Source organism: bacterium (assembly GCA_019637795.1).
Lineage (GTDB): Bacteria > Desulfobacterota > Binatia > HRBIN30 > CADEER01 > JAHBUY01.
Genome location: JAHBUY010000005.1, coordinates 12,932 through 32,916, shown reverse-complemented (window position 1 = coordinate 32,916; position 19,985 = coordinate 12,932). Strand labels below are relative to the sequence as shown.

Genomic DNA, 19,985 nt, shown 5'->3' with positions numbered 1-19,985 from the left:
CTGCTGCCCCTCAGGGGCGGCCTACCACGGCCGAAAAGGCGGAGTAAACGAACAATCCACGCCATCCGGGGGCGCCCGTCGGGCGACGCCGCCGGCGCTGGTCACTGGAGGGGGAAGGGGATGCGGACGAAGTCGCGGCCGGCCGAGTGGCAGCCGGTGCAGGTTCCCAATCCGACGCCCTCGAGCGGGGCGCCGCTGCCGAAGGTCTCGTACCAGTACCAGCCGCGGCCGCGGTCGCTGTCGGCCTGCAGCTTCACCATCACCGCCCAGCCGCGGACGGTGTCGCCGTTGAAGTAGAGCTCCTTCACCGCGGCGGCGCCGGCGGGATGCTGCGCCTCGCCGGCGTCGAGCGAGGCGAAGAGCTCGGGGTTGAGGAAGGTGCGGACGCGGCCGCCGTGCGGACCGGCCGAGGGGTGCGGGGCGGACTCGGCCGCCCAGTCGAGATAGCTGCCCGCCTGCAGCCAGCGCAGCAGCCCGTCGGGGTCGCTCGGCGGCGGCGCGGCCGGCGTCGGGGCGACGGTCGGGGTCGGCGTCGACGTCGGCGCGGTGGCGTCGTCGCAGCCGTCGAGCGCGGCGCCGATGGCGGCGATCAGCTCGTCGATCGAGACGGTGCCGTTGCCGTCGCCGTCGAACGCCGGGCAGCTCGCCAGCTCGCTGCTGCCGAGGGCGATGGCGATGCCGGTGATGAGCTCGTTGATGGTCACGCGGCCATCGCCGTCGCAGTCGGCACAGGCCGCCGGCGCGGCGGCGGGCAGCAGCAGGGCCGTCGCGGCGGCGACGAGCGCGGAACGCAGGTGCGCGATGATCATGCCGGGTTGGATGTCGCAGCGGCTGGTTCGGTGTCGGCGTCGGTCCTGGCGACCACCGACTGGCGCCACAGCCAGATGGTGGGGAGGAGCGTCAGGCCCATCAGCGCCGAATACGCCTGCCACGCCGGGCGGTAGTCGCCGACGCGATCGAACACCTGGGCGGCGAACATGTTGCCGGCCATGGTGGCGCTCATGCAGGCCACCATCGCCACGCCCATGAGACGGCCGATCCGCGCCGCGCCGAACAGCTCGGCGAGGACGAGGGTCAGCAAGGCGACGACGCCGCTGTTCACCAGGCCGTAGGCCACTGCCCAGGCGGTGAAGGCGGGGATCGTGCGCGCGTTCCACAGCACCAGCGAGCTCGCCGCCAGCCCGACCACGACCACCAGCAGGCCGAGCCGCGCCGAGGTGCGGCCGGCGAACCAGCCGAACAGCGGCGCGCCGACGGCGCCGACGAGGGTGAGGGTGCCGAGCACGTTCGCCGCCTCGGCGGGCGTGTGGCCGATGTCGGTGAGGAAGGCGTGCAGGTGGAGCTGCACCGAGGTGATGAACGCGTAGATCCCGGCGTAGGCGAGGCAGAGCACCCACAGGCGCGGGTCGCGCCACGGCACGTCGCGCAGCCGCACCGGGCCGCGCGGCGCCTCGTCCTCGGCCGTCGCGCCGGGCCGCAACACCAGCAGGATCAGCGCGGCGAGCACGAAGTAGGCGGCGCCGAGGCTGGCGATCGTCCAGCGCCAGCCCCACAGCGCCAACAGCGCCGCCGCCGCCGGGTAGATACCGCTGTTCAAGAGGTTGTCGCCGCCGTTCAGGATGCCGATGGCGAGGTTGCGCCGTCGCTGGAACAGGCGCAGCACCAACGCGGAGGCGGCCACGGACCCGATCGCCGCCTGGCCGGGCCCGAGCCAGGCCATGACGCCGTAGAGCCCCGGCAGCGAATGCACGAACGACAGGCCGACGTTGCCGAGGCCGATGATCAGCGCGCCCGCCGCCAACACCAGGCGCGCCCCGATGCGGTCCGTGAGCAACCCGGCGAACGCCAACACCAGCACCATCACCGACATGCGCAGCGTCATGGCGCCGGCGAAATCCGTCCGCTCCCAGCCCATCTCGGCCAACATCGGTTTCATCAGCACCGAGAAGGTCATCGACGACGCGGTGTGGGCGCTGATGGCGACGACGCCGACGGCGAGCGCCACCCACGCCTGCCAGGATTCGCCGAGCACGCCCCGCTGCCGCTCCATGCGCGGCGGGTATGCGGGGTGGGGAGGGGGAAAGGCAAGGGGCCGGCACGGGCCGGTCGGTCGGCCCGGTTGACTAATTGGTTGGACCATTCAATAACCCGACTTCGATGGCTGAGCGCGTGGTGCCCTTTCGGCCGCCGGTGCGGCGACGGATCCACGAGTCGGTCGCGGAGCAGCTCCGCGACGCGGTGCTCGACGGGCGCTTCGCGGTCGGCAAGCGACTGCCGCCGGAGCGCGAGTTGGCGCTGGAGTTCCAGGTCAACCGCACCTCGGTGCGCGAGGCGATCAAGGTCCTGGAGGGCCTCGGGCTGGTGCGCGTGCGCCAGGGGGCGGGGGCGATCGTGCAGCCGCTGGCCCACTGGTCGCTCAGCGTCCTGCCGCACATCATCCACCGCGGCGGGCGGACCGACGCGCGCGCCATGGCCGACGTCGCCGAGGTGCTGAATCCGCTGTTCGTCGAGATGGCGCGGCTGGCGGTGGCGCGTTTCCGCCCGGCGCAACTGGCGGCCCTGCGCAGCCTGCGCGCGCTCGTCGCCGACGAGGGCCGCGAGCGCGAAGAGCGGTTCGAAGCCGCGCGGCAGGTGTTCGAGCTGGTCGCCGACATGACGGCCAACCCGGTGTGGCAGATGCTGGCGCGCAGGACGACCGAGTTCCTGCGCTCGCAACCGATGCGCCAGGCGCGGCGCGACCTGCGGCGCGATCCCGGCCACATCGTGCCGACGATGGATCGCTGCCTGGCGGCGCTGGAGGCGGGGCGGCCGACCGACGCGCTGGCGGCGCTGCAGGACGTGGTCGCGGCGGTCGGCGAGGCCGGGCTGCGCCCGCGCGGCGGCAAACGGAATCGCGTCGCCTCCTGAGCGACCGCACATCTCGAGCCGGCGACGGCCCATGGAGGAGCATCCGATGAACAGCGACACGACGAATCACGCCTTCAGCCTCGAGACCCCGACGCAGGAGCCGGGGTACGACACGGCGATGCAGGTCGTCTTCCAATGGAACTACGAACCGCAGGTCGAGGAGCTGCGCCGGCTCTACGTGAAGGCGACCGAGGCGCAATGGGTGGGCGAGCGCGACCTCGACTGGGACCGGCCGATCGACCTCGAGCGCTTCGCCAGCACGCCGCTCGGGACGGCGGTGCCGATCGAACGCAGCTCGTACTGGCAGGCGCTGCCGGAGGCCACCCGCTGGGAGGTCACCCGCCGCACGGCCGCCTTCCGCCTGAGCAACTTCCTGCACGGCGAGCAGGGGGCGCTGATGGTGGCGGCGCAGCTCGTCAACGCGGTGCCGCACACCGACGCCAAGTTCTACGCCGCCACCCAGACCATGGACGAGGCGCGCCACGTCGAGGTCTTCGCCAGGTACATCAAGAAGCTCGACGAGGTGCGGCCGATCGCCGAGCCGGTGAAGCAGGTGCTGGACACGACGCTGCAGACCGACGACTGGCTGAAGAAGCTGGTCGGCATGCAGATCGTGGTCGAGGGCCTCGCCCTCTACAGCTTCCGCGAGATGCGCAACCTCACCGAGGAGCCGCTGCTGAAGGATCTGCTCACCTATGTGGCGCGCGACGAGTCGCGCCATCACGCCTACGGCGTGCAGTACGTCGAGCGCTGCGTTCCGGAGCTCGGCGACGCGCAGCGCGCCGAGTTGGAGGACTTCGCCCTGGAGGCGGCGCGGACGCTGATCGACAGCCGCAACCAGCAGACGCTGTTCACCGCCGCGCTGCGCATCTGGGAGGAGGCGGGGGTGGACACCAACGAGCTGTTCGCCTGCCTGGCGCGCGAGCGCGAGGAGCTGCTGCGCGATGCCACGCTGGGGCGCCGGCTCGGGCCGGTGCAGGGCTTCGTGGTGCCGACGCTGCGCCGCTGCGGCCTGCTCAGCGAGCGCGTCGCCACCCACTTCCACTCGTTCCTGCGCGAAAACCTCGGCGGCAAGCTGGTCGGCGAGGACGTGCAGGAGTTCCTCGCCCACATGCCCGAGCTGCCGCGCGATACCGCGGCGTGGGTCCTCGGCGCCGCGAGCTAGTGTCCCGCGGCTGGCGGGCCGCGTTCGGCGCGGCCCGTCGCGGGGAGCCGTCAGGAGAAGGAGCGCTTGAACAGCGCGTCGATCGCCGCCTGGCCGTTGTCGCGCAGGTGGCGGGTACCGCTGCCGCAGAAGTGCGGATGGGTGATCGTCGGCTCGCCGGGCTGCCAGGCGGTGCCGGTCCAGCCCAGCCACTGGTCGCGTTGCTGGTCGAACACGTACACCGGCTTGTTGCACAGCTTGCCGAACTCGGCGCCCCAGCCGGTGCCGCCCATCACCGTATCGTCCTCGAGCACGGTGCCGATGGCGTAGATCTCCTGCGCGTTGTTCACCTGGTGCCAGATGCTCTGCAGCACGCGCTTGATGTAGTCGGTTTCCGGGTAGTGGCGGCGCATCAGCTTCGAGACGTAGGCGAGGCTGACGTCGCCGTGCAGCAGCTCGGCGTGGCTGAGGGTGCGGACGCCGCGCTGGCGTTCGATCTGGTGGCCCTCGAAGGTGAAGTTCACCTCCTCGACGCCGTAGCGTTCGGCGCAGGCGCCGAACGCCGCCTCGGCGCCGCGCAGGCCGCCGCTGTAGAGGACGCAATCGCGCGGGTTCAACATGGGAAACCTCCGGCGCCTCAGTTGATGGCGTGCGGCTCGCCGAGCGAGAACGGGGCGATCTCGGCGTCGAAGCGCTCGCCGCTGGTGGTGACCATCTGGTACGTGCCGTGCATCGTCCCGAACGGCGTCTCGAGTGGACAGGCGGACGTGTAGGTGAACGACTGGCCCGGCTCGAGCGTCGGCTGCTCGCCGACGACCCCGGGGCCGCGCACCTCGCGCACCGTGCCGTCGGCATCGGTGATGATCCAGTGCCGGCTCACCAACTGCGCCGTCTCGTTGCCGACGTTGGCCACCTCGACGGTGTAGATGAAGAACCAACTGCCCCGCTCGGGTTCCGAGCGCTCCGGCACGTAGCTCGATTCCGCCCGCACGCGGATTCCGCGGGTGACCGCCTCGGACGTGAACACAGGGGCGGGGTAGCGGGAATGACGCAAGGGGTCAACCGGACCCGGCGCCCGGGCGCGGCGCCCCGCCGGGCCGCCCCCGCCATGGCGGGACGGGCGGCGCCGAGCTATGAACGGGTCGTGAAGGCGACGCGAGGAGAGGCCGCATGAGCGAGCTGGTGGTCATCGGATACGACAGCGAATTCAAGGCCGACGAGGTGCGCATCCAACTGCTGAAGATGCAGAAGGACTATCTCATCGACCTCGAGGACGCCGTGGTGGCGGTGAAGAAGGCCGACGGCAAGGTGAAGCTGCACCAGAGCTACCCGCTGTCGGCGGCCGGCGCCGTCGGGGGCGGCTTCTGGGGCCTGCTCATCGGCACCATCTTCCTCAGCCCGCTGCTCGGCGCCGCGGTGGGCGCCGCGGCCGGGGCGGCGGCGGGCGCGCTGTCGGACATCGGCATCGACGACAATTTCATGAAGGAGCTCGCCGGCACCCTGCAGCCGGGGTCCTCGGCGCTCTTCGTCCTGGTGCGCAAGGCGACGCCCGACAAGGTGCTGGAGGCGATCCGCGGCCTGGGCGGCACGGTGCTCAAGACCTCGCTCAGCCACGAGGACGAGGCCAAGCTGCAGACGGCGCTCGCCGCCGGCAAGGCGGGCGCATGACCCGGGCGCCGCTGCTCGCTGCCGCCGCCCTTCTCGCCGCTCTCTCCCCGGCGCGGGCGCAGACCCCGGCGGCGACGCCGGACCTGCTGCCGCCGGACATCCGGGTCCGCTTCCAGACCGCCGACCTCGATCAGAGCGGCGGCCTGACCCAGGACGAGGCGATCAAGGGCGGGTTCTCCTCGACCACCTTCGCGGCCGTCGACAAGGACGGCGACAACATCGTCACCGTCACCGAGATCGCGACCTACCTCGGCGAGCGCGCGAAGGAATGGGCGAGCGCCGACACGAATCAGGACGGCGTCATCACCGCCGAGGAGGCGGACCGGTCGCCGACCATCCGGTCGGTGTTCAGCGCCGCCGACCAGGACCACGACGGCGTCCTGCGCAGGCAGGAGCACGAGCGCTGGGCGCAGACGACGCTGATGCAGAACGTCGACCTGCCGGTCGTCGTCCCGAACATCATCAACAAGAAATTCTGAGACGACCCGCGACGCTGGGAGCGCGGAGAACGGAGCGGAGCGGGAAGTGGCTCCTTCCGATCGTGCTCCCACGGCGCGGTGCCTCGGTGATCAGCCCTTCTTGTCCTCGGGCTTCGCCAGGGACTCGCCGGCGGCGTTCTTCTCCTTCAGGAGCACCAGCAGGCGGTCGGGACCGCCGTTGGCGACGATGTCCTGGAATTGCGAGCGGAAGTTGGAGACCAGGCTGACGCCCTCGATGATGACGTCGATGATCTTCCACTGGCCGCTGCTCTGGCGCAGGCGATAGTCGACCACCACGTCCTCGGCGCCGCCGCCGCGCAGGATCTTGGTCAGCACGGTGACGTCCTCGCGCGCCTCGGGCCGTTCGCCGAGGATCTGCACCTTCTCGTTCTTGTAGTTGTCGACGTTGCGGCCGTAGGTCATCGACAGGTGCTGCCGGAACTCCTGCTCGAACTGATCGCGCTGGGCGGGCGAGAACTTCGGCCAGTTGCGCGCCAGCACCAGCTTGCACAGGGTCGGGAAGTCGATCGCCCCGTAGGCGATGTTCTCGATCTCGGTCCGCTTCTGCTGGCTGTCCAGGGACGCGTTCTTGAGCACCGAAATGACCTGGCTGGCCAGCGCGTCGACCACCTGGGACGGCGACTGCGCCGCCGCCGGCGGCGTCGCGCCGACCAGCGTGGTCAGCAGCAGCGCGGCGACGCCGCGCTCAATTCCCCTCTTCCATGTAGTCTTCATAGATCTCCGTGTCGTACAGCTCGTCCCGCTGTTCGGCGCTGGTCGGCGTCTCGCCATGGACCAGCCTTTCGCGGCGTTGCGTGTACGCGTCGCGCACGAAGGTATAGTAGTCGATCGACGCGTCCTTCGCAGCACGGACCTCGTCGAGGATCAGCGATCGGCGGTTGACGACGTCGATGCCGCTCGCCGCCACGGTGACGCCCGGAACGGTGATGAACCAGGGGTAGACCGCGAGGCCGAGGTCGGCGGCGAATCCGACGGTGTCGCGGGCGTTCGACGGGCCGAAGAACGGCAGCATGATGAAGGGGCCCGCCGGAATCCCCCAGCGGCCGAAGGTCAGACCGGTATCCTGGATGTGCGCGGGGACGCCGAGGTCCCGCGCCAGATCGACGAAACCGAGACCGCCGAGGAAGGTGTTGCACTGGAAACGGGCGATCGTCTCCACTGCCAAGCGCGGGCGGCCCTGCAGCACATCGTTCACCAGCACGATGGGGAAGCGCAGGTTGTCGAAGAAATTGCTGAAGCCGTGCTGCACCGGGTCGGGGACGACGTCGTCCCAGCCGCGGGCGATGGGCTCGAGCACGTGGACATCCAACAGGTCGTTGAAGCGGAAGATCCTCCGGTTCGCCGGCTCGAGCGGCTGGTCGAGCCGCCACAGCACCTTCCGGTCTCCGACCTCGGTCCGCGGCAGGGAGAGCGTCCATGCCGAAGGGAACGGCCGCGGGCTGAACGAACACCCGGCGCCCAACAGGAGGCATGCGAGCGCGAACGTCGCACCGAGCAATCGGCGGATCACTTCTTGTCTCCGTTCCCGCCGACGTCGGTGTTGTGGATGAGCTTGCCGATCATGCGCTCGAGAATCACCGCCGACTCGACGAACTCGATGCGATCGCCGGACGCGAGCAACTGATCCTCGGCGCCCGGTTGGAGCGAGACGTAGCGGTCGCCGAGGACGCCGGATGTGACGATGGAGGCTGTCGTGTCGATCGGCAGCTTGAGAGCGGGATCGAGGTTGAGGACGACGCGGGCCCGATAGTCGTCGGCGAGCCCGATCGACTCCACCGCGCCGACCTTGACGCCCGAGATCACCACCGGCGCGCGCGGCTTGAGGCCGCCGATCTCGTCGAAGTCGGCGCTGATCTTCAGCCCCGTGGGGCCGGTGTAGGAAATGCCGCCGACGCTCAGCGACAGGTAGGCGATGGCGGCGAGGCCGGCGAGGACGAAGCAGCCGACGATGAGGTCGCGGACGGGCGATCGGCGCATCTCTCACACTCCCCACAGCGCGGTGATGAAGTAGTCGACCACCAGGATGCTCACCGACGAGACGACCACCGTCGACGTCGTGGCGGCGCTGACCCCGGCCGAGGTCGGCGCGGTGGTGAAGCCGCGGTAGGTGGCGATCAGGCCGACCAGCCCGCCGAACACCAGCGCCTTGAGCAGGCTGCCGAGCACGTCGTCGTGAAAATCCACCGCGTCCTGGAGGCTGCTCATGTAGCGTCCGGCGTCGAGGCCCATGACCCGCACCCCGATCAGGTAGCCGCCGAAGATGCCACAGACGGTGAAGAGGGCCGACAGCAACGGCATCACCGCCGTCATCGCCAGGGCCTTGGGCGTCACCACGTAGTGCACCGGGTCCACCGACATCATGCGCAGCCCGTCGAGCTGCTCGGTGACCACCATGGTGCCGATCTCGGCGGTGGTGGCGGACCCGGCGCGTCCGGTGGCGAGCAGCGCGGTGAGCACCGGCGCCAGCTCGCGGATGAGGCTCAGGCCGACCACCGCGCCGAGCGAATCGGCGGCGCCGAAGCGGGCGAGGGTGTTGTAGCCCTGGAGGCCGAGCACGGCGCCGACGGCCGTGCCGCAGAGCACGATGATCACCAGCGACAGCACGCCCAGGTGATAGATCTCGTCGATGAACTGCCGCAGGCGCGGCGGTGGCGTCACCACGCTCGCCAGCACCCGGCCGCCGAAGCGGGCGATACGGCCGAGCTCGCTGACGAACTGCAGCCAGAGGAAGCCGAGGTCGCGAACCGCCGTCACCATGCGGTCCCTCCGGGGGCCACCTCGACCGGTCCCGCCTCGGCGCGCACCGCCGCCTCGACGTCGGGAGTGAGGAACGCCGCGACCCGCGGATCGGTGCTCGCCTGCAGCGCCGCCGGCGAGTCTTCGACCGCGCCGCCGGGGAGCAGGAGGAGGACCCGGTCCGCCATGCGCATCGTCGAGGGGATGTCGTGCGAGACCACGACCACGGTCATGCGGAAGCGCTGGTTGATGCTGACCAGCAGCGCCTCGATGCGACGCGCCGAGACCGGGTCGAGACCGGAGAAGGGCTCGTCGCAGAGCAGGATGACCGGCTGCGTGACGATGGCGCGCGCCAGGGCCGCGCGCTTCACCATGCCGCCCGAGAGCTGGCTCGGCAGCAGCCCGTCGGCGTCCGCCAGCCCGACGGCGTCGAGACTGCGGCGCACCCGCTCGCTGACCTCGGCGGCGCCGAGGCGGAGGTGCTCGCGCAAGGGGAAGGCGACGTTCTCGAACACGGTGAGCGAGTCGAGCAGGGCGCCGCTCTGGAACAGCATGCCGAGCTTGCTGCGCACCCGATAGAGCTGCCGCTCGGACAGTTGCGTGACGTCGTCGCCGTCGACCCGGATGCGGCCGTGCGTCGGCTGGATGAGGCCGCCGATGAGGCGCAGCGCCGTGCTCTTGCCCGAGCCGCTGCCGCCGAGGATCACCGAGATGCGTCCGGCGGCGAAGCGGAAGCTGAGGTGGTCGAACACCCGGCGCTCGCCGAACGCCATGCAGACGTCCTCGAATTCCAAGTGGGGTGGTGTGGTCTCGACGTCCGGCACGACAGCCCCGCACCATATCGGGGGGGGCGGAAGGGGAAAAGGGGGCGCTCGGGGCCGGCCCGCCGCGGTCGCCCGTCCGCGGCTGTGCGCGAGGCGTTGGCGACCGGCGCGGCCGCGCCGGCTCAGTCCTCCAGCGGCTCCCCCAGCTTGTCCGCCAGGCCGCGCAACTGACGCTGCAGCCGTTCGACGCTGGCCTCCAGCGCCGCGATGCGGTCGCCGAGCGCGGCGCGGGTCGGCGCGTGAACCTCCTCCGGCGCGCCCTCGGCCGCCACGCTGGTGGGGGCCGCGGCATCGAGGGCGTGCAGACCGGGGCACAGGCACTGCGCGTGCCGCTCGACGCGGCTGCCGTGGCCGGCCGGGATGCGCTCGACCAGGCCGCGCGACTCCAGCGGCAGGAGCAGGGCATCGAGCGCCGCCGGCGAGGCGATGGGAATCATGCGGCCGACCCGTGTCCGCAGCTCGTTGTGGGTCTGCGGCCCGCGCATCAGCAGCTCGGCGAGCACGGCGAGCTGACCGATCTCGATCTTCAGCGCCGAGGTTCCGGTGTGGGCATATTTGTCCACCCGGCTGTTGCCCGGGAACACCTTGCGCGCCAACTGCTTGTCGATCAGACCGTCGAGCGCCTCGCCGACCTCGTCCTCGGACAGCGAGAGGATGGGAAAGCGGTTGCTCTTCTGGTTGGCGCCCAGCGTCGCCGCGTTGAGCGACAGTGGGTACTGCTCCGGTGTCGTCAGGGCCTTTTCGACCAGCACCCCGAGGAGCCGCGCCTCGCCGGGCGTCAGGCGGAGCCCGGGGTCCATCAGCAGGGGCGCTCGCGGCGCTCGCGCTCGCGCTCCGCGGCCTTGTCGCGCAGGGGGCGGCCCTTGTCCGGCGTCGGATCGGCGACGTGCCCGTACATCCGCCGGCCCTCGTGATCCTCGGGCAGGTGCTCGGTGATCGGCAGCCCTGCGTCGGTGACGAACAACAGGCAGTGGCAGTACTTGTAGATCTGCATGTCGTCGCAGGCGCAGATCCAGGTGCGATGCTGCGCCTCGGCGCGCTTGTCGGGATAGAAGCGGCAGGGGCAGAGCGGGCGCCCGAGCGTCTCGCTGTGGTGCGCCAGGCCCTTCACCACCGCCTCCGTCACCTCCGGATCCGGGTGCGTGATGGTGCCCGACTTGGCGCAGTAGCTGGCGACGAAGCGCCGCATCTTCTCGATGCTGGCATCGCTCGGATCTGTGGCCATGCGGCTTCTATATTCGTCGAATCGCCGCGGCGCAAAACGCCTTGCGGGCGACCGCCGCGCGGGCGAGAGCGACGGCATGACGTTGCGCATCATCCAGGTCGACGCTTTCACTGCCGAGCCCTACGCCGGCAACCCCGCCGCCGTCTGCCTGCTCGATCCGCCGCGCGACGACGCCTGGTTGCAGGCGGTGGCCGCCGAGATGAATCTCGCCGAGACCGCCTTCCTGTGGCGGCGCGACGACGGCTTCGCGCTGCGCTGGTTCACGCCGACGGTGGAGGTGCCGCTCTGCGGCCACGCCACCCTCGCCAGCGCGCACGCGCTGTGGGAGTGCGGCGTGCTGCCCGCCGGCGCGGCGGCGTGTTTCCACACCGCGAGCGGCCAGTTGCGCGCCTGGCGCGACGACGGCTGGATCGGCCTCGACTTCCCCGCCCGGCCGCCGCTCGGCGACGCCGTTCCGGACGCGGTGTGCGCGGCGCTCGGCGCCGACCCGGTGGCGACGGCGACGACACGGACCTGTCATGTCGTCGAGGTGGCGTCCGAGGCGGCGGTGCGGGCGCTACAGCCGGACATGCGTGCGCTCGCCGTCGCCGCGCCGGAGTGCGGGGTCGCGGTTACGGCGCGGGCCGCCGCGGCGCCGTACGACATCGTCTCGCGCTTCTTCGCGCCGGCGCATGGCATCGACGAAGACCCGGTGACCGGCTCCGCCCACTGCGCCCTCGGGCCGTACTGGGCACCGCGGCTGGGCAAGCGCGGGCTCCTCGCCCGCCAGGTCTCGCGCCGCGGTGGCACGGTGCGCGTGGTCGTCGAGCCGACGCCCGGCCGCGCCCACCTGTTCGGCCAGGCCGTCACGGTGCTGCGCGGCGAGCTGGTCTGACGGCTCCGCCGTCGGACGGCGCTGCCCAGCGATCTTCCACGGCTGGAGCCCCCGGGAGAGGGACCGCTCGCTGTTGCTGACGCCAGCGGCAACCGCCGGCCGATCGGGGCGCGCTGCCTCTGCCGGTCACAGGCAGGGGCGGTGAAAGGGCAGGCAGCACCCCGCCTTGCGGGCGCGTTCCGCCGACGGCAGAGTGCGCCGATGTCGATGCCGCTCCACACCCGCGCCCTGGCGGTCGAAGCCGCCGCCGGCGCGGGCGGGATCGCGGTGCGCGCGTCGCTCCTGGACATGCGCAAGAGCGGGGTGGTGCCGGTGGGCGGCGACCTGGGCGCACCCGGCATCGTGCACCACATGTGGGTGGACGCCCTGGTCGATCCCGAAGGGCCGCGACTGACCGCGCTGCAGGCGCACCAGCCGCGGGTCGCCTTCGAGCCGTCGGCGCTGACCGGAGGCGAGAGCTGTCGCGATCCGGTGGCGCGGCTCGGCGAATTGCGGGGCGCCGCGCTCGACGATGCGTTCGCGCGCCGCCTGTCGGCGGTGCAGGGCGGCGCCCGCGGCTGTTCGCACATCCTGACCATCAGCCAGGTGCTGGTCGCGGCGGTGTCCTGGGCCTTCCGTCCCGGCGGCGCCCACGCGGTGGCGGCGGGGCACCGGCCGGGCGAGCGAATGTTCCGCCGCGACATCGTGGTCGACGGCAGCCGGCGGGCGGACGGCGACCTGGAGCTGGTCGCCCAACTGACCGACCTCGCCTTTGCGCCGGCGCCGCCGATCGCGCGGCCGATGCAGCGCTTCGCTTCGCTGCACGAGGTGCGGGTGGTGGCGCCGATCGAGGTCGCGACCATGCGCTTCGGCGCCGTCACCGCCGGCGAGCGGCGGCGGGGGCCCGATTCGCTGGACGCTGCCGCATGGCTCGACCGGACGCCGCGCGTGGCGGGATTGCGCGGCGTGACGGTGTTCCGCGGCGTCTCGGCCGCCCTCATGGAGCAACTCGGCGCCGTCGCCGATCGGCCGCTGCTCGACGCGGCGCTGATGCTGGCCCCGACCTTCATCCAGGTCTGCGGCGCGATGTCGGAATCCTGGCTCGCCCGTGCCGCCGCCGCCGATTCGGTGCTCGGCATGGGTGGCCTGCCCGACTCCTGCTACATGTGGCGCCGGGGCGGGGCGCTCGATCGGCTGCGCAGCCCCGAGGACCCGGTCCCAACCCTGTAGCCGCCGCCCGCGGCGCCGCAGGTATCGGAACGAGAAACGATCACCCGCCCGTCACCGGCCCGTAACCCGATCCGGGTAGGGTGACACGCGTGAACGTACAGACTGAAACAGACCCCCATCATCCGTATTCCTTCCTCTGTCCGCAGTGTGGGTCGCCCACCCACGGCTCGGCCACCTCCCAGGGCCAGCGTTCCAGCTTCTGCGAGGACTGCGTTGGCGACCGGGAGATCGACGACCTGATCAGCGCCTGAGCGTCAAAGAACCGTCAGTCGCCGGTCAAATCGCATTGCAGGTGCCACGGAACGGGGTGGGCAGGCGCCCCGCGACATCGCACGACGGGTGGCCCGATCGCGGGTCCGGCTCTTGCTTTGGGCTCGCAGCGTGGATTCCGGCGCCCGCCTGCACGCGTTCCTGCTGCTCCGTTACACGCTGATCATCGCCACGGCGTACCTGCTGCTGGTCGAGCAGGACTTCGCCACCCCGTCCCTGCTCGCCGGCGGATTGATCGCCCTGGCGCTGGCGACCAACGTCGCCTTCGCCCAGTTGCCGCGGCGGTTCACCGACTCCACTCGCTTCGCCGTCGCGGTGATCATCTACGACACCGCGTGGGTGACGGCGGCGCTGATGAGCAGCGGCAAGTTCAGCGCCGACTTCTTCGTCCTGTACTTCTTCCTTCTCCTCCTGGCGGCGGTCGGTGAGAACCTGCGGCTGATCGCGGTCGCCGCCTGCGTCGTCTGCGGCGCCTACCTGTTCGGCCACTCGCTGACCGGCGGCGGCGACCCGTGGACCTCGCCATCGCTGATCCGCATCCCGTTCCTCTTTACCACCGCCATCTTCTACGGGCACCTCGTCGAGCGCGCCCGCCGTGAGCAACAGCGCGCCGATTCCGCCGAGGCCCTGAACGCGCAGCTCCAGCGCACCCTGGCGGAATTCAAGATCCTCTACGCCAAGGCGCAGGAGGCGGAGCGGATCAAGACCGAGTTCCTCGCCACCGTGTCGCATGAGCTGCGGACGCCGCTGACGACGCTGCTCGGCTACACCGAGCTGCTGATCGACGACAGCTACGGCCCGACGACCGGCGAGCAGCGCGGCGCCCTGCACAAGGTGCGCGCGTCAGGGCGTATCCTGCAGCAGGCGATCGGCCGCATGCTCGATGCCAGTCGCATCGACTTCGGGTACGAGGAGCTGCGCTGCGACGAGTTCGAGCTGGCGGATCTGCTGGCCGAGCTGCGCGCCGGCCTCCCGGACACGCCGGAGGTGGCGGTGTGCTGGCCCGACACGGCCGGTCTGCCGACCCTGCGCACCGACGAGGAGAAGCTGCGCACCATCCTGCGCAATCTGCTCGAGAACGCGTGCAAGTACACGCGGCGCGGCATGATCACGGTCGACGCGCGCTGGAACCGGCGGCGCGACGAGCTGGAGATCGACGTCAGCGACACCGGCGTCGGCATCGAGCCGGCCGAGATCGACGCCATCTTCGAGGCCTTCCGCCAGGGCGGCAACCGCGGCGACCTCGCCACCGCGGGAGTCGGGCTCGGGCTCTACATCGTTCAACGCCTCGCCAGCCGCCTCGGCGGCGAGGTGCAGGTCTGCTCGACCCCCGGGTATGGTTCCACCTTCACGGTGACCATTCCCCGCCTGCTGCACCGCGGCGCCGCGGTCGCGGCGGGCGAGCCGATCAGCCTCGCGGGCTGATCCGCGGTCCGCGGCGCCGCACTGCTGCCGGACTGCCCCCTGACGACTTTCTTGCTCCACTCCGTCGCATCTGGCACGGTCCGCCGACGTTCGAGGGAGGACGCGATGGCGGAGCAATCCGACTTGCTGGCGCGCGGGCGCGAGGTGACGGCGACGCTGTGGGGCGATCTGATGAAGAGCGCGCCGACCCTGCCGGCGGCGGCGCTGGCGCCCGAGTTCTTCTCGCTGGTGACGCAGTTCGTCTTCGGCATGTTCTGGTCGCGGCCGAATCTCGACCTGCGCAGCCGCAGCCTGTGCACCGTCGCCCAGCTCGCGGCGCTGGGAAAGACCGACGAGCTCAAGGGGCACCTGGTGGGCGCGCTCAACCTCGGCATCGGCCGCGAGGAGCTGGTCGAGGTCCTGATGCAGACTGCCTGCTACGCCGGCGTGCCGGCGGCGGTGAGCGCCCTCAACGCGGCCGCCGAGATCCTCCAACCACGCTCGGGATCCTGATCCGGTGGCGAGCGGACGCGCGACCGCCGCCGCCGGACCGCGACTGCGCGTCCGGCGCCGACGCCGGCGGCCGCTGCGCGTGATGCTGCGCTGGCTGGCGGCAGCGCTCATCGCCTGGTTCGCGCTCTGCGTCGGCGGCTTGGTCTACCTGCGCTTCTTCCCGCCGCTGTTGACCGCGCTACAGCTCCAACGGTGGATCGAGCACGGCGACGTTCCCGGATCGGCCAGCGGCTTCGTGCCGCTGCCGCGCCTCGGACCGCACTTGCCGCACGCGGTGGTGGCGGCGGAGGACGCGCGCTTCTACGAGCACGGCGGCGTCGACTGGCGCGGCATGCGCGAGGCCGCGGCGGACAACTGGGAGCGCGGCCGCCTCTGGCGCGGCGGCTCGACGATCACCCAGCAACTGGTGAAGAACCTGTTCTTCCCCACCTTCGGGTCGCTGCCGCGCAAGATCCTGGAGATCCCGCTCAGCCTGCTCGCCGAGCTGATCCTGTCCAAGCCGCGCATCCTCGAGCTCTACCTGAACGTCATCGAGTGGGGGCCGGGCATCTACGGCGGCGAGGACGCCGCCCAGCACTACTACCAGGTACCGGCCGCCTTCCTCAGCCGTGGCCAGGCGGCGCGCCTGGCCGCCGTGTTGCCAGCCCCGCGTAGCCGGCGGCCGCAGCACATGAACGCCTACAGCGCCAAGATCCTCGGTCGCATGGCGGCCGTGGGCTGGTGAGGGAAGCTTCGCCAGGGGCTCCGGGAAGAGCCGGCCCGCGGCGTTCCCTCGCCGGTCCAGTCGCCGCCTTCCGCTCGGCCGAGTTCGCAGTGCAAGCCGCGTGATGCACGTCATCCGCGTGGAGATGCTCAACGCGGATGGCAGCGCAGGTGGCGGCCGCGGCCCGCCGGCCGCACGGCGCCGTTGGCAAGGGGGTTGCTTGGCAGCGGGGTATGCTTCCTGAGACGGAATCGGCGATCGTCGCCAACTCGCCCAGCGTCGCCGCCACGGCGGGACCGATGCCGAGCGTCACCTCCCTCCCCGAGGCCGTTCGATACGAGTGGTAGGCGAACTTCAGGCGCGCTCCCCCAGCAGCGCCTCGCCAATGCGGCCGAGGGCATCGTCGATGTCCTCGGCCGTGACGTCCAGGTGGGTCACGGCGCGCAGGGTCTGGCGATCGACCGGGTTCACGAGCACCTGACGCGCCTGCAGGGCGCCCACTAGGCGGCCGATGTCGGCGCCGCCGAAGAGCACGATGTTCGTCTCGGGCTCCGGCTGGACGGTCAGGCCGAGCCGGCGCAACCCGTCGGCGAGTCGGCGCGCGTGGCGATGGTCCTCGGCGAGGCGGTCGACGTGGTGCTCGAGCGCGTGCAGCCCGGCCGCCGCCAGGATGCCCGCCTGGCGCATGCCGCCGCCGAGCATCTTGCGGACGCGGTGGACGCGGTCGATCACCTCCGCCGAGCCGCACACCAGGGAGCCGACCGGCGCGCCGAGTCCCTTCGAGAGGCAGAAGGAGACGGTGTCGAAGCCCGCGCACCAGCGACGCGCCTCGATGCCGCTGGCGACGACGGCGTTCCACAGCCGGGCGCCGTCGAGGTGGAGGCGCAGGCCGCGGCTGCGCGCCGCGTCGACCACGGCGCGCAGGTCCTCGAACGGCCAGACGCGGCCGCCGGCGCCGTTGTGGGTGTTCTCGAGCGCCACCGCCGTCACCGGCGCGTAGTGGTGATCGCGCGGCGGCAGCGCGGCCAGCACGTCGTCGGGCGTGAACACGCCGGCGGCGCCGACGGTGACGATCTGCACGCCGGCCAGCGCCGCCGCGGCGCCGGACTCGTGGCGCAGCAGATGGCAGCCGGCGCTGGCGACCACCGCATCGCCGTGCCGGGTCAGGGCGCGCAGCGCCGCCTGGTTGGCCATCGTCCCGCTCGGCACGAAGATCGCGGCCGCCAGGCCGAGGCGCGCCGCTGCTGCTTCCTGCAGGTGGTTGACGGTCGGGTCCTCGCCGTAGACGTCGTCCCCGACTTCCGCTTCCGCCATCGCCGCGCGCATGGCCGCCGTCGGCCGCGTCACGGTGTCGCTGCGCAGGTCGATGCGTCTCATTGCCGGCCGAACAACAGCAGCAGACCGATCACCACCACGACCACCAGCGCCACCGCGACCATCGACGTCGACTGCGGTTGTGGCGCGCCGGCGGTGGGGTCGTCGGCGATCGCGCTCGCCGGCTCCTCGAACGGCCCACCGGCGATGGGGCTGGCCGCCGCGGCGGCCTCGGCGATCTCCTCGTCGCTCCACTGGTCGCCGATCAGGTCCTCGGACGCGAGGGAGTCGAGCACCTCGCGCGCCGTGTCGAGATCGGCGCCGCGCACGTGCACGGTCACCGGCAGCGTGACCGCGAACGGCTCGGCCGGCGGGGTGCCGGGGTGGTACGTCTTGGTCAGGCCCTCGCACTCGACGAAGCAGGGAATCTCCTCCAGCAGCAGCGCCCGCACCGCGTGATCGGCGCGCAGGCCGGGCAGCCGCGCCAGGACCGCATCGAAGCCGCCCGCCGGCGCGGACGCGCTCGCGGCCGGCGCGTCCGCGCCGCGCGGAGCCGCGTAGCGGTCGAGCGGGCCGGGCGCCAGTGGCCCGCCGCAATCGGCGCACGCCGCGATGCCGGCGACGTACTCGGTCTGGCAGGTCGGACAGTGCTGCGGTTGGTTCGCCATCAGCTCGCCTTCGGGTCCCGCCGCGGTTCCGGCGCTGGATCAGACGTCGACGTCCTCGACCTTTGGCGCCCGTTCCATGATCAGCTTGAAGCGCGGCTCGACGTCCTTGCCCATCAGCGTCTGGATCGTCTGTTCGGCGGCCTCGGCGTCGTCGATCGACACCCGGAGCAGGGTGCGGCGCGTCGGTTCGAGGGTCGTCTGCTTGAGGGTCGGCGGGTTCATTTCCCCCAGGCCCTTGAAGCGCTGCACGATGACCTGCTTGCCGTTGGCGCCGCCGAGCACCCGATCGCGCTCCTGGTCGCTCAGCGCCCAGTGCACCTGCTTGCCGATCTCGATCTTGTAGAGCGGCGGCTGGGCGATGAAGACGTGGCCGCGCTCGATGAGCTCGCGCATGTGGCGGTAGAAGAACGTCAGCAGCAGGGTGCAGATGTGATGGCCGTCGGAATCGGCGTCCATCAGCAGGCAGACCTTGTGGTAGCGCAGCTTGCCGGCGTCGAACTGCTTGCCGGAGCCGCAGCCGAGAGCCGAGACGATGTCGCTGAGCTCGCGGTTCGAGAGCACCTTGCTCAGCGACGCCTGCTCCGAGTTCAGCACCTTGCCGCGCAGCGGCAGCACCGCCTGGAACTCGCGGTCGCGGCCCTGCTTGGCGGAGCCGCCGGCGGAATCGCCCTCGACGATGAACAGCTCGCTGCGGGTCGGATCGGTCGAGCTGCAGTCGGCGAGCTTGCCGGGCAGGTTGAGGCGGTGCGACACCGCGGACTTGCGCTGCACCTGCTCGACCGCGGCGCGCGAGGCGCTGCGCGCCCGCGCCGCGAGGATCACGCGCTCGGCGATCGCCGTTGCCTGGGTGCGATTGTGCAGCAGGTGGTTCTCGAGCGCGGTGCGAACGAAGGTGTCGATCGGCGCCGCGACCTCCGGATTGTTCAGCCGATCCTTCGTCTGCCCCTGGAACTGCGGGTTCTGGATGTAGACGCTGAGGATGGCGACCAGGCCCTCGCGCGCATCCTCGGCGGCGATGGCCAGGCCCTTCGGGGCCAGGTTCTGCACGCTGAGATAGTTGCGCACCGCCTTGGTGAGCCCGCCCTTGAGCCCCGCCTCGTGCGTGCCGCCGTCGCCGGTCGGGATGCCGTTGACGAACGACAGCACGTGCTCTTCGGTCGCCTCCGTCCAGGCGATCGCGCACTCGGCGACGAAGCCGTCGCGCCGCTCGGCGTAGAACGGCTCCGCCACCGCGTGTTTGCCGCGTTCGGCGATCAGCTTGCCGATCCACTCGGCGATGCCCTGGTCGTGCTGGAAGGTCTCGGTGGTGCGCTCGACTTCGTTCTCGAAGACGAGTTGCAGGCCGCGGTGCAGATAGGAGCGCGACTCCAGGCGCTGGCGGATCACCGCCGGATCGAACTGCGTCTTCGGGAAGATCTCGCGGTCGGCGGTGAAGGTGATGGTCGAACCCGTGCCGCGCGCCGGGCCCACCTTCCTGATGCGGCCGCTGGGGGCTCCGCGCGCGAACGACTGCTCCCACAGGAAGCCGTCGCGCTTGATGCGGGCCACCAGCGACGACGACAGCGCGGTGACCACCGAGGCGCCGACGCCGTGCAGGCCGCCGGCGTGGAAGTAGTTGCGGTTCTCGAACTTGCCGCCGGCGTGGAGGGTCGTGAGGATCAGCTCGAGGGCCGACTTCTTGTGCTTGGGATGGACGTCGACCGGAATGCCGCGTCCGTTGTCGGTGACCGTGACCGTCTCGCCGTCCCGGTGCAGGGTGACGACGATCTTGTCGCAGTGGCCGTTCATCGCCTCGTCGACGGCGTTGTCGAGCAGCTCCCAGACGAGGTGATGCAGGCCGGCGCTGTCGACGCCGCCGATGTACATGCCCGGCCGTTTGCGGACCGGCTCCAGCCCCTCGAGTACCGTGATGTCCTTCGCGGTGTACTTCTGCGCCATGCGAATCGCCGCACGGTGCCACAGTCGCGGTGTCCACGCCAGCCGCCGCCAGCGATGACGGCGGCCCGGGAGGACGGGCGGGCGAGGG

Annotated in this window: 23 protein-coding genes; 9 read left to right on the top strand and 14 right to left on the bottom strand. The window is 71.3% G+C overall.

Annotated features, from left to right (window positions below; genetic code table 11):
- Positions 1–101: 101 nt before the first annotated feature.
- Positions 102–809, bottom strand: coding sequence for a hypothetical protein (locus KF840_17075; GenBank protein MBX3026621.1), 708 nt, complete (start codon positions 807–809; stop codon positions 102–104).
- Positions 806–2,050, bottom strand: coding sequence for an MFS transporter (locus KF840_17070; GenBank protein ID MBX3026620.1), 1,245 nt, complete (start codon positions 2,048–2,050; stop codon positions 806–808). The genes KF840_17075 and KF840_17070 overlap by 4 nt, the downstream gene beginning before the upstream one ends.
- 107 nt (positions 2,051–2,157) lie before the next feature.
- Here KF840_17070 and KF840_17065 point away from each other — a divergent pair, with 107 nt between their 5' ends.
- Both KF840_17065 and KF840_17060 read left to right on the top strand, forming a co-directional pair.
- On the top strand, positions 2,158–2,907 hold the full coding sequence (locus tag KF840_17065; GenBank protein ID MBX3026619.1) for a FadR family transcriptional regulator: 750 nt from the start codon (positions 2,158–2,160) through the stop codon (positions 2,905–2,907).
- Between the two features lie 46 nt (positions 2,908–2,953).
- Positions 2,954–4,072 carry a ferritin-like domain-containing protein gene (locus tag KF840_17060; protein ID MBX3026618.1) on the top strand — a complete coding sequence of 373 codons (1,119 nt, stop codon included), beginning with the start codon at positions 2,954–2,956 and terminating at the stop codon, positions 4,070–4,072.
- A gap of 50 nt (positions 4,073–4,122) precedes the next feature.
- Here KF840_17060 and KF840_17055 read toward each other — a convergent pair whose 3' ends face one another.
- Together KF840_17055 and apaG are read right to left on the bottom strand one after the other, a co-directional pair.
- Positions 4,123–4,671 carry a hypothetical protein gene (locus tag KF840_17055; protein ID MBX3026617.1) on the bottom strand — a complete coding sequence of 183 codons (549 nt, stop codon included), beginning with the start codon at positions 4,669–4,671 and terminating at the stop codon, positions 4,123–4,125.
- A gap of 17 nt (positions 4,672–4,688) precedes the next feature.
- Entirely contained in the window at positions 4,689–5,078 is a 390-nt protein-coding gene (gene apaG, locus KF840_17050) for a Co2+/Mg2+ efflux protein ApaG (protein ID MBX3026616.1), read from the bottom strand.
- A 143-nt stretch (positions 5,079–5,221) separates the two neighbouring features.
- Between apaG and KF840_17045 the strand changes: the two genes are divergently transcribed.
- The gene (locus tag KF840_17045; GenBank protein ID MBX3026615.1) at positions 5,222–5,719 is read left to right on the top strand and encodes a DUF1269 domain-containing protein; all 498 of its coding nucleotides are present in this window, start codon (positions 5,222–5,224) and stop codon (positions 5,717–5,719) included.
- The gene (locus tag KF840_17040) at positions 5,716–6,198 is read left to right on the top strand and encodes a hypothetical protein (protein ID MBX3026614.1); all 483 of its coding nucleotides are present in this window, start codon (positions 5,716–5,718) and stop codon (positions 6,196–6,198) included. The genes KF840_17045 and KF840_17040 overlap by 4 nt, the downstream gene beginning before the upstream one ends.
- A gap of 90 nt (positions 6,199–6,288) precedes the next feature.
- On the opposite strand, the gene KF840_17035 is transcribed toward KF840_17040, so the two are convergent.
- From KF840_17035 to KF840_17005, 7 genes are all read right to left on the bottom strand, one after another.
- Positions 6,289–6,933 carry an ABC transporter substrate-binding protein gene (locus tag KF840_17035; protein ID MBX3026613.1) on the bottom strand — a complete coding sequence of 215 codons (645 nt, stop codon included), beginning with the start codon at positions 6,931–6,933 and terminating at the stop codon, positions 6,289–6,291.
- Positions 6,905–7,594 (bottom strand): VacJ family lipoprotein, encoded by a 690-nt coding sequence (locus KF840_17030; GenBank protein MBX3026612.1) that lies wholly within the window; start codon positions 7,592–7,594, stop codon positions 6,905–6,907. Before KF840_17030 ends, KF840_17035 begins: the two co-directional genes overlap by 29 nt.
- Before the next feature lie 131 nt (positions 7,595–7,725).
- The gene (gene mlaD / locus KF840_17025; GenBank protein ID MBX3026611.1) at positions 7,726–8,196 is read right to left on the bottom strand and encodes an outer membrane lipid asymmetry maintenance protein MlaD; all 471 of its coding nucleotides are present in this window, start codon (positions 8,194–8,196) and stop codon (positions 7,726–7,728) included.
- 3 nt (positions 8,197–8,199) lie between these two features.
- Positions 8,200–8,976, bottom strand: coding sequence for an ABC transporter permease (locus KF840_17020; GenBank protein MBX3026610.1), 777 nt, complete (start codon positions 8,974–8,976; stop codon positions 8,200–8,202).
- Positions 8,970–9,728, bottom strand: coding sequence for an ATP-binding cassette domain-containing protein (locus KF840_17015; GenBank protein ID MBX3026609.1), 759 nt, complete (start codon positions 9,726–9,728; stop codon positions 8,970–8,972). The genes KF840_17020 and KF840_17015 overlap by 7 nt, the downstream gene beginning before the upstream one ends.
- Before the next feature lie 173 nt (positions 9,729–9,901).
- On the bottom strand, positions 9,902–10,579 hold the full coding sequence (locus tag KF840_17010) for a DUF480 domain-containing protein (GenBank protein ID MBX3026608.1): 678 nt from the start codon (positions 10,577–10,579) through the stop codon (positions 9,902–9,904).
- Positions 10,579–11,004, bottom strand: coding sequence for a ferredoxin:thioredoxin reductase (locus KF840_17005; protein ID MBX3026607.1), 426 nt, complete (start codon positions 11,002–11,004; stop codon positions 10,579–10,581). Before KF840_17005 ends, KF840_17010 begins: the two co-directional genes overlap by 1 nt.
- A 76-nt stretch (positions 11,005–11,080) precedes the next feature.
- On the opposite strand from KF840_17005, the gene KF840_17000 reads away from it, so the two are divergent.
- The 5 genes from KF840_17000 to KF840_16980 all read left to right on the top strand — a co-directional run bounded on the left by KF840_17000 (position 11,081) and on the right by KF840_16980 (position 15,998).
- Positions 11,081–11,878: a PhzF family phenazine biosynthesis protein gene (locus tag KF840_17000; GenBank protein ID MBX3026606.1), complete on the top strand. Its 798-nt coding sequence runs from the start codon at positions 11,081–11,083 to the stop codon at positions 11,876–11,878.
- A 201-nt stretch (positions 11,879–12,079) separates the two neighbouring features.
- Positions 12,080–13,087: a DUF2889 domain-containing protein gene (locus KF840_16995; GenBank protein MBX3026605.1), complete on the top strand. Its 1,008-nt coding sequence runs from the start codon at positions 12,080–12,082 to the stop codon at positions 13,085–13,087.
- Between the two features lie 381 nt (positions 13,088–13,468).
- The gene (locus tag KF840_16990; protein ID MBX3026604.1) at positions 13,469–14,782 is read left to right on the top strand and encodes a HAMP domain-containing histidine kinase; all 1,314 of its coding nucleotides are present in this window, start codon (positions 13,469–13,471) and stop codon (positions 14,780–14,782) included.
- Between the two features lie 105 nt (positions 14,783–14,887).
- Positions 14,888–15,274, top strand: coding sequence for a carboxymuconolactone decarboxylase family protein (locus KF840_16985; protein MBX3026603.1), 387 nt, complete (start codon positions 14,888–14,890; stop codon positions 15,272–15,274).
- 82 nt (positions 15,275–15,356) lie between these two features.
- Positions 15,357–15,998: a transglycosylase domain-containing protein gene (locus KF840_16980; GenBank protein ID MBX3026602.1), complete on the top strand. Its 642-nt coding sequence runs from the start codon at positions 15,357–15,359 to the stop codon at positions 15,996–15,998.
- Between the two features lie 333 nt (positions 15,999–16,331).
- On the opposite strand, the gene KF840_16975 is transcribed toward KF840_16980, so the two are convergent.
- The 3 genes from KF840_16975 to KF840_16965 are packed head-to-tail and all read right to left on the bottom strand — an operon-like array spanning position 16,332 to position 19,897.
- A complete protein-coding gene (locus KF840_16975) occupies positions 16,332–17,354 on the bottom strand; it encodes a low specificity L-threonine aldolase (GenBank protein ID MBX3026601.1) in 1,023 nt (340 codons plus the stop codon).
- Positions 17,351–17,959: a hypothetical protein gene (locus KF840_16970; GenBank protein MBX3026600.1), complete on the bottom strand. Its 609-nt coding sequence runs from the start codon at positions 17,957–17,959 to the stop codon at positions 17,351–17,353. The genes KF840_16975 and KF840_16970 overlap by 4 nt, the downstream gene beginning before the upstream one ends.
- A 39-nt stretch (positions 17,960–17,998) precedes the next feature.
- Positions 17,999–19,897, bottom strand: a complete 1,899-nt coding sequence (locus KF840_16965; GenBank protein ID MBX3026599.1) for a type IIA DNA topoisomerase subunit B — start codon at positions 19,895–19,897, stop codon at positions 17,999–18,001.
- Positions 19,898–19,985: the final 88 nt, after the last annotated feature.

What these genes read in the sequence shown, in the direction of transcription:
- KF840_17075 (MBX3026621.1), bottom strand. Translation starts at nt 809, where the DNA reads ATGATCATCGCGCACCTGCGTTCCGCGCTCGTCGCCGCCGCGACGGCC.
- KF840_17070 (MBX3026620.1), bottom strand. Translation starts at nt 2,050, where the DNA reads ATGGAGCGGCAGCGGGGCGTGCTCGGCGAATCCTGGCAGGCGTGGGTG.
- KF840_17065 (MBX3026619.1), top strand. Translation starts at nt 2,158, where the DNA reads ATGGCTGAGCGCGTGGTGCCCTTTCGGCCGCCGGTGCGGCGACGGATC.
- KF840_17060 (MBX3026618.1), top strand. Translation starts at nt 2,954, where the DNA reads ATGAACAGCGACACGACGAATCACGCCTTCAGCCTCGAGACCCCGACG.
- KF840_17055 (MBX3026617.1), bottom strand. Translation starts at nt 4,671, where the DNA reads ATGTTGAACCCGCGCGATTGCGTCCTCTACAGCGGCGGCCTGCGCGGC.
- KF840_17045 (MBX3026615.1), top strand. Translation starts at nt 5,222, where the DNA reads ATGAGCGAGCTGGTGGTCATCGGATACGACAGCGAATTCAAGGCCGAC.
- KF840_17040 (MBX3026614.1), top strand. Translation starts at nt 5,716, where the DNA reads ATGACCCGGGCGCCGCTGCTCGCTGCCGCCGCCCTTCTCGCCGCTCTC.
- KF840_17035 (MBX3026613.1), bottom strand. Translation starts at nt 6,933, where the DNA reads ATGAAGACTACATGGAAGAGGGGAATTGAGCGCGGCGTCGCCGCGCTG.
- mlaD (MBX3026611.1), bottom strand. Translation starts at nt 8,196, where the DNA reads ATGCGCCGATCGCCCGTCCGCGACCTCATCGTCGGCTGCTTCGTCCTC.
- KF840_17020 (MBX3026610.1), bottom strand. Translation starts at nt 8,976, where the DNA reads ATGGTGACGGCGGTTCGCGACCTCGGCTTCCTCTGGCTGCAGTTCGTC.
- KF840_17015 (MBX3026609.1), bottom strand. Translation starts at nt 9,728, where the DNA reads ATGGCGTTCGGCGAGCGCCGGGTGTTCGACCACCTCAGCTTCCGCTTC.
- KF840_17010 (MBX3026608.1), bottom strand. Translation starts at nt 10,579, where the DNA reads ATGGACCCCGGGCTCCGCCTGACGCCCGGCGAGGCGCGGCTCCTCGGG.
- KF840_17005 (MBX3026607.1), bottom strand. Translation starts at nt 11,004, where the DNA reads ATGGCCACAGATCCGAGCGATGCCAGCATCGAGAAGATGCGGCGCTTC.
- KF840_17000 (MBX3026606.1), top strand. Translation starts at nt 11,081, where the DNA reads ATGACGTTGCGCATCATCCAGGTCGACGCTTTCACTGCCGAGCCCTAC.
- KF840_16995 (MBX3026605.1), top strand. Translation starts at nt 12,080, where the DNA reads ATGTCGATGCCGCTCCACACCCGCGCCCTGGCGGTCGAAGCCGCCGCC.
- KF840_16985 (MBX3026603.1), top strand. Translation starts at nt 14,888, where the DNA reads ATGGCGGAGCAATCCGACTTGCTGGCGCGCGGGCGCGAGGTGACGGCG.
- KF840_16980 (MBX3026602.1), top strand. Translation starts at nt 15,357, where the DNA reads ATGCTGCGCTGGCTGGCGGCAGCGCTCATCGCCTGGTTCGCGCTCTGC.
- KF840_16975 (MBX3026601.1), bottom strand. Translation starts at nt 17,354, where the DNA reads ATGAGACGCATCGACCTGCGCAGCGACACCGTGACGCGGCCGACGGCG.
- KF840_16970 (MBX3026600.1), bottom strand. Translation starts at nt 17,959, where the DNA reads ATGGCGAACCAACCGCAGCACTGTCCGACCTGCCAGACCGAGTACGTC.
- KF840_16965 (MBX3026599.1), bottom strand. Translation starts at nt 19,897, where the DNA reads ATGGCGCAGAAGTACACCGCGAAGGACATCACGGTACTCGAGGGGCTG.